Here is an 18,196-nt window from a genome sequence, read left to right on the forward strand (position 1 = left end):
AGGTAATTGGTAAAGGGATGCTCGCGACTGCGGCCGCCGCGACCAGCATCCTCTCCCTGTCCGGCTCGAACGCGCTCGCAACGGACGGGAACGCGGTGGCGGCGGGTTCGCCCGGCGTCTTGTCGGGCAACAGCGTGCAGGCCCCCGTGGGCGTCCCGGTGAACGCCTGCGGCAACACCGCGGACGTGGTCGGCGCGGCCAACCCCTCGTTCGGCAACAACTGCGCGAACCACGGGGACTCCGTGCGGGAGCACGCGAGTGCACCGGCACCGGTACCGACGCAGGGGCGGACGTCCGGCAGGACGGAGGACCGGCCGAGCCACGCCTCTGCGCCGGCCCCGGCTCCGGCTCCGGCCCCGGACAGGCACACGAACTCGGGCACGCACCCGAGCGCCCACTCGGACCCGCACGCCGGCACCCAGTCGGTGGCCGAGGGCGACACGGTGGGGTCGCCCGGTGTCGGTACGGGCAACAACGCGAAGGCACCCGTGGACGTGCCGGTCAACGCCTGCGGCAACACCGTGGACGTGATCGGCCTGCTCAACCCGGCCATGGGCAACGGCTGCGCCGAGGGGACGTCCGCGCCGGCGTTCCCCGGGCCCGAGGAGCCGCCGTCGGGGCACGAGGCACCGCCGCGTGAGCACGAGACGCCGCCACGGGCCGCCGCCGAGCCGCCCGCCGACCGCTCCGTCACCGGGCCCGCGCACTCCGCCAAGTCGCCCCACCAGGTCGCGTCCTCGACCTCCGGGCGGGCGCCGTCGGCCGATTCCCCGGCGCCGTACGCCCTGGACCGGCTCGCCGAGACCGGAAGCGACGAGGGCCTTCTCGCCGCGGCCGCGGCGAGTGCCGCTCTGCTGGTCGGCGGTGGGATCCTCTACCGCCGCGGGCGCGCCTCATCCGGCCTCTAGTACGCCGGAAATGCCGCTGGCGGGGAAGAGACACCCGAGGGTCTCTTCCCCGCCAGCGGCAGGAGGGCCGGCCCGCGGAGGGGGTGTTGCCGACCTACGGCGAAGACGCCGACGGCTGGCGGAGGGCAACCAGGCCCGTCCCATGACACAGAGTCCACCACCTCGTCGCCGCATACGAAGAACCGATTCACCCGTTCGCCGGAGGCATCACCTGATCGAGTCTCCGACGAAACGGACTCCCGCTCAGCGCTTGACGGAACCCATGAGCGCGCGGCGGTTCCGCTCGGGAACCGGCGCCGGGAAAGCGGCGGCCCCGGGCCCGCGCCGCAGGCTCCGCCGGACCCCGCGCACCAGCCTGCCCGCCGTGTACGAGGCGCCGTGCACGAAGCGCATGGCCGGACCGAAGCTGGAAGCCGTCACCAGCCCCGCGAGGAACAGACCGGGATACGAGGACTCGAACTCCGCCGAGACGCGGGGCTCGTCGGCCGCGTTCACCGCGAGGGCGCCGCGCAGGTCCGGGCCCAGCATCCCCAGGCGCGCGCCGGTGGCCCGGAAGCCGGTGGCCGCGATGACGTGGTCGGTTTCAAAGTCCGGGCCGCCGCTCGCGTCGCCGAGGGTCGCGAGCCGCACCCGGCCCTCGGCGGCCGACGCCGTGACGACCTCGTGGCCGAGCAGCACCTCCACGCGTGACTCGACCCTCTCGCGCACCCACCAGGCCCCCGCGGGGCCCAGCGCCGATGCCGAGATGCGGGCCCGGGTGGCCTCGGGGAGCCGCCGGAAGCCGCCGGGCACCTCCGCGTAGAACCAGTTGCGCCAGCCGCAGCCGAGTCCGCTGTGCGGAGCGCGGAGGGACTCACGCCACGGCCGCTCCAGGGCCGGGGGCACGGTGTTCCAGTTCAGCCGGTGCGACCGGGCGAGCACCCGCACCCGCGTCCCCTGTTCGGCGAGCAGCGCGGCGGTCTCCAGGGCCGCCTGGCCCGCGCCGATCACGGTGACGTCCTTGTCCCGGAAGCGGTCCAGGGTCCGGTGGTGGCTGCTGTGCGATACGTGCTCCCTGCCGAGCCCGTGCAGCGCCGAGGGGATCTCGACGAAGGGGAGCACGCCGACGGCCAGCGCCACCTTGCGGCCGTGGATGGCCTGGCCGTCCTCCGTGATCACCTCGAACCCGCCGGGGCAGGCGGTGACGGACGACAGCATCCGTTCGTCGACGTCCGGCACGGCGTGCTGCGCGAACCACAGGCCGTACGAGGCGAACGTCTCCACGGAGATCGGTTCGCCGTGCCTGGCCTCCATGCCGTTGCGCTTGCAGTAGTCGGCCAGGCCGTAGCGGCGGCGAGGGTCGGAGAGGTTCGACGCCCAGGGCTCCGACTTCAGGAACATGCCCTGCGGCATGTGGTCGCGCCAGGACTCCATGGGCCTGCCGAAGACCCGTACGTCGAGTCCGGCGCCGGCGGCGTGCGAGGCGATGGACAGGCCGTAGGGCCCGGCTCCGACAACCAACAGGTCATACATCAGCAACTGCTCGCTCTCTCGTCGTCGTTACGGGCGCCGCCGGCGCGGGCGGGGCCGTCGGGCGCACCTTCCGTCGCAGCCGGCCGAGGAGCCGGCCCGGGAACCGGCCGGGAAACCGGCCGAGGAGCCGCCGCGTCACGTGGCGGCACCACAGCACCCACATGGCGAGCGCGGGTGCCATGTCGTCGCGGGCGTGCCAGGCCAGCTCGCGGCGCTGCGGCGCGGCGGGGGCGGGGCCCGCCGCCATCAGGACGCGCACCGCCGTCAGCGGGGAGTAGTTCTCCACGACGAACGCGCGGCCCGGCAGGACGGCCCCTGCGGGCAGCGGCCGGTGTGTCATGTCCAGGTGCTGGGCGCGCACCACGTCCAGATCGGCGCCGTCGGCGAAGAGGCGGAACTGGGCGCCGGGGCGGGGGTTGAAGTCGAGCAGGCAGTGCTCGCCGGTCGCGGCGTCCACCCGGAAGTCGAGGTCGAAGATGCCGCGGTAGCCCAGCGTGTCGACCAGTCTGTCCACGCCGGCCCGCAGGCCCGGGTCGGGCGTCCACTCGCCCACCGCGGTGAGGCCCGCGCCGCGCGGCCAGGAGCGGTGCTTGCGGCCGGAGCCGCCGCTGCGCACGACGCCCTTGCGGTCGACGTATCCGTGGACGAACCAGTCGCGGCCGGGGCCGCCGGGCAGATACGCCTGGAGCAGGAGGCGGCTGCCCGCCTCCTCGCTCCGGCCGTAGAGCTCCAGGGCCTCCCGCTCCGAGCGCACCAGGATCGTGCTGCGCAGGCCCGTCCCAGCGGGCACCAGCCACGGGCGGCTCCACTTCGCGACCACGGGGAGCCCCAACCTGCGTACGGCGTCGGCGGCTTGGGCCGTGGATTCCGGCAGGAGGGTCAGCGGGTGCGGAATGCCGGAGGAGGCGCACACGCGGGCCAGGGTCGCCTTGTCGGCCACCCGTTCCGCGAGTCCGCTCGCCTGGTCCGGCAGGAGATAGGTGGCGGCCAGTTCTTTCTGCAGGCGCCCGATCGCGAGGGCTCCCGCGTCGTCCATGGGGATGAGTACGGACGGCCGGGCGACACGGTGGGAGATGCGGCGCAATACGGCGGCGATTTCCCGGAGCGAGGCACCGGGCGGCGGCGGCGGGTGCGTCTGGTGCAGATAGCGGGAGCTGCGGACCGGACTTCTCGCGGAATCGGCTGCCGCTACATGTACCTCCACTCCCGCACGGCCAAGTGACCGAACGGCTCCGAGTGTGCCGTGATGAAAGGGATTCCGGTCGATCCGCAGCAGAACCGCGGGGACCCGGGTATCGAGAGTTAGCACTGCCGAATTCTCTCAATTCGATCCCCCATGCGGGCGATGGGCACGCCCGGAGGATTAGCGGCTCCATTGGCGCATTGCGCATATATATGACTGAGTGTCAGTAGACGGAGCCCGGCATGAGGACCAGCACGAGGATCAGCACGAGGAGCGGCCATGGCTTTGCCAAGACACCGGATCGGCAATAGACGGCTGGCATCCGCCGCCACCGGAATCGTCGTGTCGGCGGCGCTCGCCGTGGGGCCCGGTTACGCGTGGGGGGCCGGTCAGGACCCCGCGCCGCCGGACGGCACGACGGCCCCGGCCGCCCCGACGGCCTCTGCGACCCCTACGGCCCCACCGACCCCTCCGACACCTACGGCCCCGCCGACGCCTGCGGCCCCTGCGACACCCGCGCCCCCCGCGGCCGGGAAGCCCGCGTTCGGCGCCTACCTCACCTACGGGCCCGACGGCGTGCGGCGCATGGCCGAGCTCAGCGAGTGGCTGGGCGGCGCGGAGCTGCGCGTGGGCCACACCTATCTGCCGGGCGACCAGTGGAGCAACATCGAGGGGGCGCCGGGCTTCCTCAAGAGCTGGGCCCAGTGGCGGCGCGCGCAGGACGACCGGCTTTTCGTGCTCAACGTCCCCATGATGGAGCGCAACGAGAACCACGTCGGCGACTCCGAGGTCCGCGCGCTGCTCGGCCGGGGCGCGGCGGGCGAATTCGACGAGCACTACCGCGCGCTCGCCGAACGGCTCGTGAAACTCGACGTTCCCGACACCGTCCTGGTACTCGGCTGGGAAATGAACGGCACCACGTACACCCACCGGTGCGGCCCCGATCCGGAGGCCTGGAAGAAATACTGGCAGCGCATCGTCACGACGATGCGTTCGGTGCCGGGCCAGAAGTTCAAGTTCGACTTCACGCCGAACAGAGGCCGGGACGCCATTCCCTGGACGCAGTGTTATCCGGGCGATGATTTCGTGGACATCGTCGGCATGGACTCGTACGACCAGCCGGAGGGCACGGATTTCGACCGGCAGGTCGGCGAACCGTACGGCCTCAAGGAGCATGTGGAATTCGCGAAGGCCCACGGCAAGGAAATCTCCTATCCGGAGTGGGGCCTCTTCCGGAACGGCGACAACGAGGAGTACATGCGGAAAATGCTCGCCTGGATGGACGAGCACAAACCGCTCTACAACACCGTCACCGACTACTGCCCGCACGGCGTGTGGCAGTGCGAGGACAATCCCAAGTCCTCCAAGGCCTACCGGACAATGCTCTACGGCCGTACGGGCACCGAACCCGCTCCGGAGCCGACCACGCCCCCGACACCGCCGGGCTGCTCCCCGCTGAACCTGGGCGAGTGGGCCGAGCACTGGCTGGGCCGCAAGCTGTGCATGCGTGTCGGCTGGCACCGGTACAAGTAGCTCCGCTCAGGTTTGCTCCCGGCGCTCCCTGCGCTCCTTGCGCTCCCTGCGCTTGCGCAGGAACTCCTTGCCCCGGCTGCGGGCTTCCGCGTCCCACGCCGCGGCCCGCAGCACGGGGGCGGTGCGCCTGCGGGCGAGGAGCAGCCGGTGGTTGGTGACCGGTTCGGGGCGCCAGTGGTGTTTGTACGGTTCGTTGCCGCGCAGCAGGCTGAGGACCCGGCTCCGGTCGCCCTCGGCGTGCTCCGCGCACGAGTTCAGGAGCATCGTCGCCACGTCCACCTTCCGCTCGCGCAACCGCGGATGCGCCCCGTACAGATAGCCGCCGACGAGGTGGGGCGAGAGCAGGGTCAGATCGGCGGCCACCACGGCGTCGTCGAGCCGGAACTCCGTGACCACCGCGTCGCCCGACCGGACCATGAGCCCCACCGATCTGATCAGGTGCTCGGAGAACCGCGGCCGCAGATGCTCGGACGTCACCTTCCGCCCCTGCCACTGGAGTTGGTGCAGGTGCAGGAGCGTGCGCACCGACGCGTCCACCTCGTCGTGCCCCACGACCCGCCGCTGCACGCCGAGGGCGTCCAACTTGCGGATCTTGGCGCGCGCCCGCTGGGCCCGCGGTGCGGGCAGCCGGCCGAGCAGCTCCTCCATGGACGCCGCGGGCAGCTCCAGACAGAGCGAGTCCGCGAGGCGGAGCCGGGGCCCGCGCCAGCGTTCGTAGATGCGCTCCACCGCCGCTCCGGACCGGACCTCGCGGAAGTCGATCAGCGCGCCGCGGGCCAGCCTCGACAGGCCCTCGGCCAGCGCGTCCGCGGCCTGGTCGGCGAACGCGTCGTCGAGGAGTACGTCGGTGAAGTCGGAGATCGCGCCCCCGAGCGGCACGAGCGCGGGGAGCGGGAGGCGGACCCGCATCAGCGGCGCCGCCGCGACGAGTTCGCCGTCCCGGCGTACGAGGACCACGCGCAGCCGCCCGCGCGTGCCGTAGGAGAGCCACCACGAGTGCAGCCACGCATGACTCTGGAACGGCGTCGCCGTACGGCACCTGCGGTGCAGCCGGGCCCACGCCTCGGCGAGGCCCGCGAACTCGGCCTCTTCCGTGCAGAGTTCCGTGGTCAGGGAGCAGGCGGTCACGCTCGTCACCTCTCCCGGTCGACGTCGGCGGACTGCGCGGGACCCGGCACCGTGGCCGGCGCGGTGTCGTCGCCCTCGCCGCGTCGGGGCCGCACGAGGAGCGCGAGCCCGCCGAGCAGGCCGCCCGCACAGGCGCCGACCAGGCTGGTCATGCCTGCCGACGCCGACGCGGGTTCCGCCGGCTTGACCGCGCGCGACAGCTGGAGGAGGCGTACCTGCGTGCTCTCCTTCGTGTGGTTGGCGTTGCTCGTCAGGGAGCGTGACACCGCGTTGGCGATGTCGGCCGCCTTGCCCGGCTCGGCCGCGGACGCCGAGATGGAGATCATCGGGGCGTCGGGCGAGGTGGCCGCACGCACGCTCTCGCGCAGCGTCTGCGGCGAGACGCCCGACTCGACCTGGGCGTCGCCGAGCACCGCGAGCTGCGTGGCGACCCGGCCGTACGCCGTGGCGAAGCCGAGGGCCGCGGTGGGGTCGGCGTCCTTCTGCGGGACGGCGATCACGTAACTGGTCGCGGTGTACTCGGGTGTCTGCACCGCGCCGTACAGACCGCCGGCCAGGGCGCCGACTGCGGCGCCCGCCGGCAGGATCCACCGGACGGGCAGTCGCTTGACGCGGGCAAGCACCGGGGCCGGGAGACCGGTCGGGCGCAGCCGCCTGCTGAGGGTTTCGGTCATCAGGAACTCACTCTCGGGGTCGGGCCGAAGGCGGGGCCGGGCCGAAGGCTGCCGCCTCGTACACGTGCATCAGCTGTGCCGCGCTGCGGGTGATGCTGTAGCGGTGCGCGGCCTCGTGGGCGGGCCGCGGTCGTACCCCCGCGGCCCGGACCCGCAGCAGCGCCCGCACGAAGGAATCCGGGTCGCCCGTGACGCGCTCGGCGCCGCCGGTCGCGTCCGGCGGGAGATCCTCGACGGCGGGGCACCGGACATAGAGGACCGGCAGACCGGCGGCGAGTCCTTCCACCACCGCGAGCCCGAAGGCTTCCTCGGGCGACGGCGACGCGAGGACGTCCATGGCGGCGAGGAGCGCCGGAAGGCCGCTCCCGCCCTCGGAGGGCTGGGCCCGCTCCCCCGGACGGGGCCCCGGATCGGAGCCCGGATCGGCCCCCGGATACGGCTGCTCCCCGGCGAAGACCACCCGGTCCGCCACGCCGAGTCGCGCGGCCGTCGAGCGCAGCCCGGCCTCCTCGGGCCCGCCGCCGACCAGCAGCAGGCGTACGTCACCGGGCAGCGCGGCCAGCGCGTGCAGCAGGACGTCGAAGCGTTTGCCGGGGGCGAGCCTGCCGACTCCCCCCACGACGAATGCCCCGTCCGGCAGCCCAAGCCGGCGCCGGGCGCTGATCCGGGCCCGCAGGTCGAAGCGGAAGCGCTCCACGTCGATGCCGTTCGGTACGACGTGAATACGCTGCCGGGGCACTCCCCACCGGCTGAGCCGCTCGGCGACGGACGGGGACACCGCGACCGTGGCCCGGCCGAGGCGCTCCCCGGTCAGGTACAGCGCGCGGACGCCCGGGGTCAGCGGCCGTCCCTCCATCTGTGTGTCGCCGAGGGAGTGTTCGGTGGCCACGACGGCGCGCGTCCCTGCCATGCGGGCGGCGATGCGCCCGTAGAGGCAGGCCCGGAACAGATGGGTGTGCACGAGGTCGTACCGCCCGGCTCGGATGACCTTCGCGAGGCGGGGCAGGGCGCCCGCGTCGCGGTTGCCGGACATGCCGAGGTGGATGACGCGCACTCCGTCCGCCGTCAGCCCTTCGGCGACCGGGCCGGGGTTGGTGAGGGTCACGACGTCGCAGACGGCGGGCAAGTGCCGAAGGAGAAGCCGCAGTTGCTGCTCGGCTCCGCCGACCCCGAGGCCGGTGATGATGTGCAGGGCTCTCATTCGTCCACCGCCGGTTCGCGGACCGCGCGGCGGCGCAGCCGGTTCAGCCGCAGCTTGAGGCGGAGCCGCAGGGCGGTGTCCCGCTGCCCGACGTGGACGCGGGGCAGGGCGTGGACGCCGGTCAGCGGGCCGGGGGAGATCGCGCACGCGTAGCGGTAGCCGGCCGCTCGTACGGTGTCGACCACGCGCTGGTCCACGGTGCCGTACGGATAGCAGAACCCCTCGACCTCGCGGCCGATGAGGTCGGAGAGCGCGACCCGGCTGCCGCTGGTCTCCTGCCACAGGAGCCGGTCGTCCGCCCGGGTGAGGTCGACGTGCGTCAGGCCGTGCGAGGCGACCTCCATCCCCTCGGCGGCGGCGTGGCGGATGCCCTCCGCGGAGAGCAGCGGTTTGCGCGGGCCCAGCGGGTCCCACGCGTTGTCGCCCGCGAGGCGGCCGGGCAGCACGAAGACGGTGGCGTCGAAGTCGTAGCGGTGCAGGAGCGGCAGGGCGTGGTCGACGAAGTCGGCGTACCCGTCGTCGAAGGTCAGGCCGACCAGACCGTGCCCCTCGCCGCGGGCGCGCGCCGCCAGGAGCCGGGACATGCTGACGCCTCGCAGACCTTGCCGGCGCAGGAAGCGCAGCTGGGCCGCGAGGCGTTCGGGCGTGACGGTGATCTTGTACGGGTCGTCCGCGCAGTCGCCCACGGAGTGGTACATCGCCACCCACATCGGCGCCTGTGGCAGCCATGGCCGCCGCGTGCGCCGCGTGTGCCGTGAACGGGAGGTCTCGCCGAGTGCTGTGTCAACGGACATGCGTGCGCTTTCGTGTGGCGGATGAGACGGCGGTAGTGACGGCGGAGCCGACTTTGGGCATGACGGTGCGGCGGACGGGCTCGAAGGACTGCGCCTTCAGGACCCAGAGCACGAAGCCGAAGACGACCACGACGGCCGGAGAACCGACGGCGAGGGCGACGAGCGGCGAGCCGACGAGGCCCGCGAGGGCCCAGCCCGCCGCGGTGGCGCACGCCGCCGCGGCCACCGGCTTGGCGAGCTCGCCCACCACCTCGCGGACCCGGATCGGCACGTTGCGCGGGCCCATCCCGCGCAGCAGTACGCAGGCCGTGACGCTGATCCCGGCCGCGTTGGCGAGGGCGATGCCGCGCACGCCCCACAGGTCCACCGTCCAGCTGCCGATCCCGGCGGTCGCGGCGATTCCGGCCGCCATCGCGGCCGGCGGGAACCAGGTGGGGCGCCCGGCGGAGAAGTAGGAGCGGACGAGCGCGCCCACCAGCGTGTGGCCCAGGAGCCCGAGGGCGTACACGCGCATCACGGCCGCGGTGGCTTCGGTGTCCCGTGCCGTGAACGCACCGCGCTGGAAAAGGAGTTGGACGAGCTGGGGCGCGCAGGCGATCACCACGGCGGTGCCGAGGAGGACCATGCAGCCGGCCAGGCCGAGGTCCCGCTCGACGCGTGACCTGGCCCGCTTGACGTCCCCTTCGGCCAGGGCCCGCGCGACGACGGGGAGCGTGACCGTGCACAGCATCAGGGAGAGGACCATCGGCACCTGCGCGACCTTCTGTGCGTAGTTGAGGTGCGAGATGGCGCCGGAGGGCAGCGAGGACGCCAGGAAGCGTTCGATGAGCACCTGCGACTGCCGGCACAGCGCGAAGAGCAGCACGGTGGCGATGAGGGCGCTGCTCATCAGCGCCGGGGCCGGGCCGGAGCCACCCTTCTCCGCGTCTCGCGGCACGTCGGCCGCCGTGTCCCGGGTGAGCTGCCGCCAGAGCGAGGGAGCCTGGACCAGCACCATGAGTACGCCGCCGACGGCGACGCCCATGGCCGCCGCCCGGACGCCGTAGCGGGGGGCGAGGACGAACACCGCGGTGATGATGCCGATGTTGTAGAAGACGTAGATGGCGGCGGGCGCCACGAACCGGCGGTGGGCGCGGAGCGCGGCGCTGCAGTACCCCGCGAGGCCGAACGTGAAGACGCAGGTGGCGGTCAGCAGCGTGCAGTCGACGGCGAGCCGCGGGTCGGGCAGGCCCGGCGCGAGGGCGTCGACCACCACCGGCGCCCCGGCCATCAGGATCAGCGCGAGGGCCGCGGTGCCGAGCATCAGGCGCGGCAGCGAGGCGGCCACCAGGGCGCGGACCGGGTCGCGGCCCGCGCCCTCCGCGCGGCGGGCGAGGGCCATGCTGAAGGCGGGGACGAGAGCGAACGCGAGGCCGTCCTCGATGAGCAGCGTGGTGGCGAGCTCGGGCACGGTCCACGCGACGAGGAAGGCATCGGTCTCGGAGCCCGCACCGAAGAAGCGGGCGAGCGCCTGGTCACGCACGAGCCCGAGCACCGATCCGGCCACCGTGAGGAGCGCGGTGACGAGAGCGGCCTTGGCGAGAAACCCGTTGGAGGGATCGGAACTCCTGACGGCCCCGGCGGCAACGGGCCCGCCCGCCTGCCCCACCACACCAGCCCCCGCCGCATGAGCAGTAGCCGTCATCGCGAAACCTCCCCGGGCCCCGGCACCGGCGTCGGCACCGGTACCGGCGCGGCAAGAGCCCTGCCCGACAGCGACCACCAGGCCACGAGTCCGAGAGCCACTGCCGTCAGTACCGTCGAAGGCCCGCCGATGTCGGCGTACGAGAAGTCCACGAGCTGCCACAGCATCAGCCCGCACGCGACGAGCGCGCAGTCGGCGCCGGAGCGCCCGCGCACCCGCGCGAGGCGCCGCAGCCCGAGCAGCAGGAACGCCGCCCAGCTGCCCACCAGCGTGCACAGGCCGAGCAGCCCCTGCTCACCGAGGACGAGCAGATACATGTTGTGCGGGGAGAGCAGCGGCTGGCGGCTGAACCCCACGCCCGCGCCCGCGGTGTCACTGGCCGACGAGAGGGCCAGCGAGGCGTGGCTGTCGCGGTGGTCGGGGAAGGCCTTGAGTCCCACGCCCGAGACCGGCTCGTCCTTCCACATGTCCACGGCGGCGGCCCACATGGTGTACCGGTCGGTGACCGACTGGTCGGGGGCGTCGGTCACCTGCGTGATGCTGCTGATCCGGTCCTGGAGCAGCTGCGTGCCGATCCCGAAGCCGCCCACGAGGACCACGGCGGCGGCGGTCACGGCCGCAAGCGCCCGCAGCGCGCGCCGCACCCCCGCGAGCCCCAGCTGCGCGCCGCAGGCCACGACGGTCGCGATCCACGCGCCCCGGCTGAAGGAGAGCGCGAGCGGGACGACCAGAAGCAGCGCGCACACCACAGCCGCCTGACGCTGCCTCGCGGAAGCCGGGCCGAGCGCCAGCGCGAGCGCGCACACCACTCCGTACGACACCACGGTCGCCATCCCCATGACGTCCGTGGGGCCGAAGGTTCCGACGGCCCGGACGTCCGAGCCCATGTAGCTGGCGCCGGTCCCGGTGACGTACTGATGGACGCCGAGCGCGCCCTGGAAGAGGGCGAGGCCGACGAGGGACCAGGCCACCAGGCGGAAGTCGCGGCGGTCGCGGACAAGGAGCAGGACCGCCGCCGGTACGAGGACGAAGATCTGCAGATAGCGCACCAGGCCGGTGACCCCTGCGGACGCGGTGCTCGCGCCGACCGCCGCGACCGCGATACCGATGACCGGCAGCCCGAGCACGACGGCGGCGGTCCGCGTCAGCGGCCGGTGTGCCCCGCGCACGGCGCGGACCACGCACCAGAGCACCACCAGGGCGGATACCGCGTCCGCGGCCGTGCCGCCCGCGGAACCGTTCTCGCCCGGCGGCGCGGGCAGCGCGAGCAGGGCCACCAGAGCCATGAGCGGCAGTACGGGTCCGGCGCCGCGGAGCGCCGACGCCAGTGCGGCGGCCGGGGAGCCGGGCGGAACGAGCGTGATCGGGGTCGGGGCACCGTTCACCGGCGTCAGCTCCCCGTCGGACGTACGAGCGACGCGGCGGTGCGCAGCAGGATGCAGAGGTCCTGCCAGATCGACCAGCTGTCGATGTAGGCGTTGTCGAACCGGCACCGGTCCTCGATCGACGTGTCGCCCCGCAGCCCCTGGATCTGGGCGAGCCCGGTGATGCCGGTCGGCATCCGGTGGCGCTCCCCGTATCCGTCGTACTTCTGGCTGAACTGGCCCACGAAGTACGGGCGTTCGGGGCGCGGGCCGACCAGGCTCATGTCGCCGCGGAAGACGTTCCACAGCTGGGGAAGCTCGTCGAGCGACGTACGCCGCAGGAACTGGCAGAACCGGCTCATGCGCTGCTCGCCCGCGACGGTCCACCGGGTCGCCGACTCGTGCGGGTCCGCGGGACGGTGCGTGCGGAACTTCAGCAGCGTGAACGGCCTGCCGTCCCTGCCGATGCGCTCCTGCCGGAAGATCGTCCCCGGACCCTCGGTGACCCGCAGGACGGCCGCGCACGCGAGGAGCACGGGGCTGATGAGCAGCAGCAGGACCCCCGAGGCCACGAGGTCCAGGGCGCGCTTGCTGACGCTGAAGTGCCTGCGCCGCGCGGGCACGAGCTGGCGGCAGGGGAACCCGGCGAGGTGCCCGGACCTGGCCTGGCGCCCCGGCACGTCGTAGCCCGGCGGTCGCGTCGCGTCGATCGCCCATACGTCGAGGCCCGAGCCGCTCAGCGTCCGCAGCCACCCGATCTGCTCCGGCTCCGGCGTGGGCCCGACGACCAGGACGGTGCGCACGGAGTTCTGGATGACCGCGCGGCGCAGTTCCTCGACGGTGGAGAGCACGGGCAGTTCGGCCCCGTCCGTCTCCGCGCGCTCGGCGGGCGCGTCCCCCACGATGCCGACGGGCCGCACCCCGGCCTGCGGATGGCGCAGGACGGCCTCCGCCACGCGCCGCGCGACGTCGCCGGGGCCGACGACCAGGGCGGGGCGCGGCTGCCGCAGCGTCGCCCTGCGCGCCCACCGGTACAGGGCGCCGCGGCCCGTGCAGCAGAGGACGCTCTGGAGCGCCGCCGCCGCGCATACGGTGGACAGGGAGAGCGGGGTCAGGGCGGAGAGGCTCGCGGCCAGGAGCCCGACGGCGCACCAGCCGAGCATGGCCTGCCAGGCGAGCGAGGGGAGTTCGTCGAGGGCGCAGGGCACGGCGATCGGGCGGTAGAGGCCGGCGCGCACGTTCAGGACGCTCACGCCGGCGAGCAGCAGGACCATCAGGAGGGGGTGGCGCTGCGCGTCGGTGAGCAGCACGGTGCCGAGCAGGGCGGCGCCGCAGTCGACGGCGAACAGGGGGAGGGCCGCCGGTGAGCGGCGTACCGAAGCCCCCCGGCCGAGGCTCGTTCTGCGCCCTCGCCCGGCCCTGCGTGGAGGGATGACCGAGGCGGCGGCCCTGGCATGGTCGGTCGCCCGCGGCTGCGCGGCAGGGGTGGCGACGGTTCGTTCCGCACTCACGGGTTGCTGGACTCCCTGCACTTGATGGGCCCCACGCCCAGTAGCTCGCGGTACACGGCCGCGACTGCGTCCGCGGTGTGCCGCACATCGTGGGTGTTCAGAACGTGGCGGTGCGCCGCTCGGCCGAGGGCCCGGCTCAGCGGCGGATCGCCGAGGAGGCCGGTGACGGCCCGCGCCAGTGCGCGCGGGTCCTCGGCGGGCACGAGGCCGTGCGGCACGAGCTCCGGCGGCAGGCTCTCCCGCGCGCCGTCCACATCGGTGACGACCACCGGACGCGCGCACGCCATCGCCTCCAGGGGTACGAGCGCCATGCCCTCCCAGCGGGACGGCAGGACCACGAGATCGGCGGCCCGGTACCAGGGCGTGGCGTCCCGGACGTCACCGGCGAACAGCACGGAGTCGGGCGCCCGCTCGCGGAGCCCGGCGGCGTCGGGCCCGTCGCCGACGAGTACGAGACGGGCGAGCGGCATCCGCGCGGCGACCTCGGCCCAGGCCCGCAGCAGGACGTCCTGCCCCTTCTGCCGGCACAGCCGCCCGACGCACACCACCAGAGGTGCCTGCGCGGGCAGCCCGAGGGCGGTCCGCGCGGTCCGCATGGCCTGCGTGTCCTGCGCGTCCTGCGCGTCCCGTACGTCCCCGGGCCGGAAGCGCCCGACGTCCACCCCGTTGGGGATCACGGACCAGCGCGCGTCGATGCCGGCCCGCTGCCCGGTGCGCCGCTCGGCCTCGCTGACGCAGACCACGTGGGTGGCCCAGCGCGCCCCGAAGCGCTCCCAGCGCAGGGCGAGCCCCGCGGTCACGCCGCCGACGGCCTCGAAGGACCACGCGTGCGGCTGGAACACCGTGGGGACCCTGCCGCGCAGGGCCAGCCGGGCGGCGAGCCCGGCCTTGGCGCTGTGCGCGTGCACGATGTCGGGCCGCAGCCCGGCGACGATACGGGCCAGGCGCCGCACCTCGTCAGGCAGCCCCGGCCCGGGCGAACGGGTCGCCGCCCACGGACGGATGCCGAGGCCCGTGCCGCGCACGGCGTCCGGCAGGCTGCCGCGGTCCGGACATGCCACGTCGACGCGCATCCCGGCGGCCAGCTGGGACTTCACCAGGTCGGTGACCACCCGGGCCACTCCGCCGTCGACGGGCTGGGCGACGTGGAGGACGCTCGGCGGACGGTCAGTTGATGACAGTTGCATGGACGGCGCCTTGCTCAGGGCCCGGGGAATGACGCATGGCCGGCGTTGCCCTTTCAGGAAAGGTTCCGCACCAGGAGGGAGAATTGAAATGCGACAGTCACACTCAGCTCGTAACTTCCTCGCACTTGTTCTTTCAAATGTCTTCAAGAGGTAAGCAACACTAGCCGCTTTCTGTATTTTTCCAGGAAGGCTGACAAGTGTGTCGGAAACGTGAAGTGCGTAACGCCCGACGCCCTCCGGGAGCACGGCCGTGGGGCCATCGGGTAAACCCCGCGCCAGCAGATCACCCGTATGGGCCCACAACCCTTGTGGGCGAACTCCGTTGATCCATGGGCCGGGCACACCGCCCTGTAGATGCATCAACTGACCAAGGAGCAACTCTCCATGTCGCGTACCGCGAAGGCACTCGCCCTCTCCACCGTTGCCGTGGCCGCCATGGCCGGCAGCGCCGGCATCGCCACCGCCGACGCCGGTGCCCAGGGGGCCGCCACCAACTCCCCCGGCGTCATCTCGGGCAACGCCGTCCAGGTCCCGATCCACATCCCGGTCAACGCCTGCGGCAACACCGTCAACGTCATCGGTCTGCTGAACCCGGCGTTCGGCAACACCTGCGTCAACGCCTGACGCTCCGGCAGCACGCATCCCGCGACGGCCGTTCTCCCCGGGGGGAGGACGGCCGTCGTGCGTTCCCGCGCGTACCCCTGAACGCCGTCGTGCGTTCCCGCGCGCACCCCTGAACGCCGTCGTGCGCCCGAATGGCAGTCGCTCGGTTGCGGTCGGTGTCGCCCGCTTTCACGGTGAACACAAGATCCGACGTATTACCGAAGGGAACACTCATGCGCGCCCTGCCCGTACGGCGTATCGCGACATCCGTCCTCTGTGTCTCGCTCCTCATCGGGACGGCCGGTCCCGTCGTCGCAGCCGAGAGCGACACTTCGCGCGGCGACACCGGGGAGGCGACCCGCGCGCCGGACCCCGGAGCGGACGAACTGCTGGCCCAGGTCAACTCCATCGGCGAATCCGGGGTGCTCGCCCCCGTCACCGACCTGCTCTCCGCTGTACTGAAGGTCGAGAAGGGGGAGCTGCCCGCCGAAGACGCCATGAAGCTCGCCGACCCCGCGAAGGACGCCATCGCCGAGGCCGCGACCCAGATGCCCGCGAACTCGACCGCCCCGAAGACCCCGGCGGCCCCCGAGGCCAAGACGCTCGAGGACCCGGACAACGACGTGGAGGGGCTGCAGACCTCGGTCGACGACCTTCTGAAGTCAGCCGAAGGAGGCGGCGAGCAGGACTCGCTGCTCGGCGCGGTGAAGCCCGTGCTCGGCAGCCTCCTCGGCGTCGTCACCGGGCTGCTCGGCGGCGCGGCCCCGGCCGCCCAGCCGGCGGCCGGGAGCCCGGCGCAGCAGACGCCCGCGCTGACCTGAACCCGAAGCCGAACCCGAAGCCGGGCCCGATCCCGAGCCCGATCCCGAGTTACGGGCGGGACCCGTCGCGCCGGTCCACCGGGACCGGCCCGGCGGGTTTCGCACATCCGCAGCACCGGCCGTTTCATACGAGAAGCCGCGTCCATCTCATACGAGAATGAGACACCGCCTTCGTTCGGGTGGGTTCCGGGAATTTCCTCCGCACAGAGTTTCCGGCGTACAGAGCGCTCGTTACCCATGGCGAAGTGAAAACCCCCCAGGCGACCGTCCGTCGCCGAAGAAAGGAACACGATGAAGCCCCTGAAGGCTGCCGCCGTCGTCGCCGGGTCCATGGTCATCGCTGGTGCCGCCGCACCCGCCTTTGCCTCCGACCTCACGCCCACCAGCCTGAACGGTGCACTGGACACGATCGCCGGCCAGACGGCCAACCTCGACGCGGCGCCGCTGGCCACGAACGCCCTCGACACCAAGAACAAGGACTCGGTCGTCAACGCCGTTTCCAACGTCGCGAAGGACCTGCACGCGGGCGGCGGCGCCGGCAAGCTGCTCGGCGGACTTCCCGTCTCGCAGTAGAACTTTCTTCTCTTACCCCGCAGGAGTACTGCCACGTGCACACGGCACACGGCATCGAGGGCCGATTACGCAGACGCGTTCTGCGGAATCGGCCCTCGGGTGTTTTCGGAGCACGTCCTCAAGGCCGCACGCAGGCAACGCAGTTCGAGTGAGGCGTCCCGGAATTCGACCGGCGCGTGCCCCGATCGTGTGATCGCTCGCCGGAACTCACCCAGTCAAGTGACAGACCGGCTCATGCCGTCGTAACGCATCGATACGGTTTCGGGATGACCTCGACATCGAGCGACAACCGCACTTTCCGAGCCGCCGATATGGGCACCCTCACCGTGGTCGCCTGGAGCGGTGAACACCCCGATGACGAAGCGGACATGCCTTTCCTGCTCGCCTATTCGCTGGGTGACGGAGAAGACGGCCCCGAGTCCGCGACCGAAGCCATCGAGCTCCTGCTGCGGAACACCGGACTTCCCCTCGGCGGTCCCGTCGTCGAGAGTTCCCGCAACCCCGGCCTGCCCGTCACCCTCCTCGTCGAGGCAGGCCAGGCCGTACTGAACATGCCGCACCTCAACGCCAAGTGCACCCCGCCGCCGGAGTGGCTCGCCGCGGTGGCCGAGCGGGGGCACGCCTACTTCATGTTCACCACGCGCCCCTGGCCCGAGGCCAAGCCCGGGGTCCCCCTCACCGAGGAGGCCCTGGCGGCCTTCGTGGGATCCGAGGAGACCATGGCCAACTCCGCGCACTGCATGCTCACCGCGAAGAGCCTGCGCGGCTAGGAGTCGCCACAGGGCCCACGGACGACTGGGGCCCGCCGGTCGGGACGGACCGGCGGGCCCGAGTACGCGTGACGCAGTGATCCAGCGTGGGTCCGGCGCACCGCTTCAGAGCAGGGTGGCGTCCAAGTCCAGCAGGTGGTGGTCGTCGTGGCCGTGACCATGGCCGTGGTGGTGACCGTGGTGGTGACCGTCCCAGCAGCCGCCGTAACGGCACGGGTCGGAGGCCGCCGCCCGCTGAGTGCTTACTTCCGCCGCCTGAGCGGTGGTTGCCAGCGGAGCCGACACGGCCAGGGTGAGTATGGCCGCCGCTGCGACACGACTGAGTGTGACTTTCATGGGGGATCTCCTCGATCCATCGGGGACGCGACCGACGCTAATCAGCCCCCCAGACCCTGTCCTGCCGAGAGATGCACGACTACTGCAAAAGGGTGTCGGGCCCGCCGCCCGTGACACCCGGTGAGGACCGCAGCGATGCACACCAACACCAAGACGCTTCTGCCCGAGGCCCGCAAACCCGAGGCGCCTTCGGGCCGCGTGGCCCCGGCGTCCGGCGGCGGCACGGACGCCCCGCAAGGTGTCGGCGGGAGCCGTGCGTTCGCGCTGCTCCTGGTGATCACGGGTGCGGCTGGTCTGCTCGCGGCGTGGGTCATCACGCTGGACAAGTTCAAGCTCCTCGAGGACCCGGATTTCACGCCGGGCTGCAGCCTCAATCCGGTCGTCTCGTGCGGCAACATCATGCAGAGCGAGCAG

At 72.7% G+C, this 18,196-nt stretch carries 18 protein-coding genes; 7 read left to right on the top strand and 11 right to left on the bottom strand.

Annotated elements, in window-relative coordinates; genetic code table 11:
- Positions 1-17: 17 nt before the first annotated feature.
- On the top strand, positions 18-908 hold the full coding sequence (locus tag IE226_RS45060) for a chaplin (protein ID WP_190082154.1): 891 nt from the start codon (positions 18-20) through the stop codon (positions 906-908).
- Positions 909-1,151: 243 nt separating this feature from the next.
- Here the strand turns inward: IE226_RS45060 and IE226_RS17470 are convergent, their stop codons facing one another.
- On the bottom strand, positions 1,152-2,420 hold the full coding sequence (locus IE226_RS17470; protein WP_190082155.1) for an FAD-dependent oxidoreductase: 1,269 nt from the start codon (positions 2,418-2,420) through the stop codon (positions 1,152-1,154).
- A complete protein-coding gene (locus IE226_RS17475) occupies positions 2,413-3,456 on the bottom strand; it encodes an ATP-grasp domain-containing protein (RefSeq protein ID WP_373306974.1) in 1,044 nt (347 codons plus the stop codon). The genes IE226_RS17470 and IE226_RS17475 overlap by 8 nt, the downstream gene beginning before the upstream one ends.
- A gap of 426 nt (positions 3,457-3,882) precedes the next feature.
- Between IE226_RS17475 and IE226_RS17480 the strand changes: the two genes are divergently transcribed.
- Positions 3,883-5,136, top strand: coding sequence for a glycoside hydrolase family 26 protein (locus tag IE226_RS17480; protein WP_190082156.1), 1,254 nt, complete (start codon positions 3,883-3,885; stop codon positions 5,134-5,136).
- Between the two features lie 6 nt (positions 5,137-5,142).
- Here the strand turns inward: IE226_RS17480 and IE226_RS17485 are convergent, their stop codons facing one another.
- The 8 genes from IE226_RS17485 to IE226_RS17520 all read right to left on the bottom strand — a co-directional run bounded on the left by IE226_RS17485 (position 5,143) and on the right by IE226_RS17520 (position 14,679).
- Complete coding sequence (locus tag IE226_RS17485; protein WP_190082157.1) at positions 5,143-6,273, bottom strand: GNAT family N-acetyltransferase; 1,131 nt, start codon at positions 6,271-6,273, stop codon at positions 5,143-5,145.
- Complete coding sequence (locus tag IE226_RS17490) at positions 6,270-6,938, bottom strand: YveK family protein (RefSeq protein ID WP_190082158.1); 669 nt, start codon at positions 6,936-6,938, stop codon at positions 6,270-6,272. The genes IE226_RS17485 and IE226_RS17490 overlap by 4 nt, the downstream gene beginning before the upstream one ends.
- A gap of 7 nt (positions 6,939-6,945) precedes the next feature.
- Positions 6,946-8,139, bottom strand: a complete 1,194-nt coding sequence (locus IE226_RS17495) for a glycosyltransferase (protein WP_190082159.1) — start codon at positions 8,137-8,139, stop codon at positions 6,946-6,948.
- Entirely contained in the window at positions 8,136-8,933 is a 798-nt protein-coding gene (locus IE226_RS17500) for a polysaccharide deacetylase family protein (protein ID WP_373306975.1), read from the bottom strand. Before IE226_RS17500 ends, IE226_RS17495 begins: the two co-directional genes overlap by 4 nt.
- Positions 8,923-10,617, bottom strand: a complete 1,695-nt coding sequence (murJ, locus tag IE226_RS17505) for a murein biosynthesis integral membrane protein MurJ (RefSeq protein WP_190082160.1) — start codon at positions 10,615-10,617, stop codon at positions 8,923-8,925. The genes IE226_RS17500 and murJ overlap by 11 nt, the downstream gene beginning before the upstream one ends.
- Positions 10,614-11,903 carry an O-antigen ligase family protein gene (locus IE226_RS17510; RefSeq protein ID WP_190082204.1) on the bottom strand — a complete coding sequence of 430 codons (1,290 nt, stop codon included), beginning with the start codon at positions 11,901-11,903 and terminating at the stop codon, positions 10,614-10,616. The genes murJ and IE226_RS17510 overlap by 4 nt, the downstream gene beginning before the upstream one ends.
- Before the next feature lie 104 nt (positions 11,904-12,007).
- Positions 12,008-13,492, bottom strand: a complete 1,485-nt coding sequence (locus IE226_RS17515) for a sugar transferase (RefSeq protein ID WP_190082161.1) — start codon at positions 13,490-13,492, stop codon at positions 12,008-12,010.
- Positions 13,489-14,679, bottom strand: coding sequence for a glycosyltransferase family 4 protein (locus tag IE226_RS17520; RefSeq protein WP_190082162.1), 1,191 nt, complete (start codon positions 14,677-14,679; stop codon positions 13,489-13,491). Before IE226_RS17520 ends, IE226_RS17515 begins: the two co-directional genes overlap by 4 nt.
- A gap of 384 nt (positions 14,680-15,063) precedes the next feature.
- On the opposite strand from IE226_RS17520, the gene IE226_RS17525 reads away from it, so the two are divergent.
- The 4 genes from IE226_RS17525 to IE226_RS17540 all read left to right on the top strand — a co-directional run bounded on the left by IE226_RS17525 (position 15,064) and on the right by IE226_RS17540 (position 17,446).
- Entirely contained in the window at positions 15,064-15,303 is a 240-nt protein-coding gene (locus IE226_RS17525) for a chaplin (RefSeq protein WP_190082163.1), read from the top strand.
- Positions 15,304-15,515: 212 nt separating this feature from the next.
- The gene (locus tag IE226_RS17530) at positions 15,516-16,103 is read left to right on the top strand and encodes a hypothetical protein (RefSeq protein WP_190082164.1); all 588 of its coding nucleotides are present in this window, start codon (positions 15,516-15,518) and stop codon (positions 16,101-16,103) included.
- Positions 16,104-16,394: 291 nt separating this feature from the next.
- The gene (locus IE226_RS17535; RefSeq protein WP_190082165.1) at positions 16,395-16,676 is read left to right on the top strand and encodes a hypothetical protein; all 282 of its coding nucleotides are present in this window, start codon (positions 16,395-16,397) and stop codon (positions 16,674-16,676) included.
- Positions 16,677-16,942: 266 nt separating this feature from the next.
- The gene (locus IE226_RS17540) at positions 16,943-17,446 is read left to right on the top strand and encodes a DUF5949 family protein (RefSeq protein ID WP_190082166.1); all 504 of its coding nucleotides are present in this window, start codon (positions 16,943-16,945) and stop codon (positions 17,444-17,446) included.
- A 105-nt stretch (positions 17,447-17,551) separates the two neighbouring features.
- Here the strand turns inward: IE226_RS17540 and IE226_RS17545 are convergent, their stop codons facing one another.
- On the bottom strand, positions 17,552-17,782 hold the full coding sequence (locus IE226_RS17545) for a hypothetical protein (RefSeq protein WP_190082167.1): 231 nt from the start codon (positions 17,780-17,782) through the stop codon (positions 17,552-17,554).
- Between the two features lie 135 nt (positions 17,783-17,917).
- On the opposite strand from IE226_RS17545, the gene IE226_RS17550 reads away from it, so the two are divergent.
- Positions 17,918-18,196, top strand: a 279-nt coding sequence (locus IE226_RS17550) for a vitamin K epoxide reductase family protein (protein WP_308429480.1), incomplete at its 3' end; no start/stop codon positions are given.

The sequence above is a fragment of the Streptomyces longisporoflavus genome (assembly GCF_014649775.1).
Taxonomy (GTDB): domain Bacteria; phylum Actinomycetota; class Actinomycetes; order Streptomycetales; family Streptomycetaceae; genus Streptomyces; species Streptomyces longisporoflavus.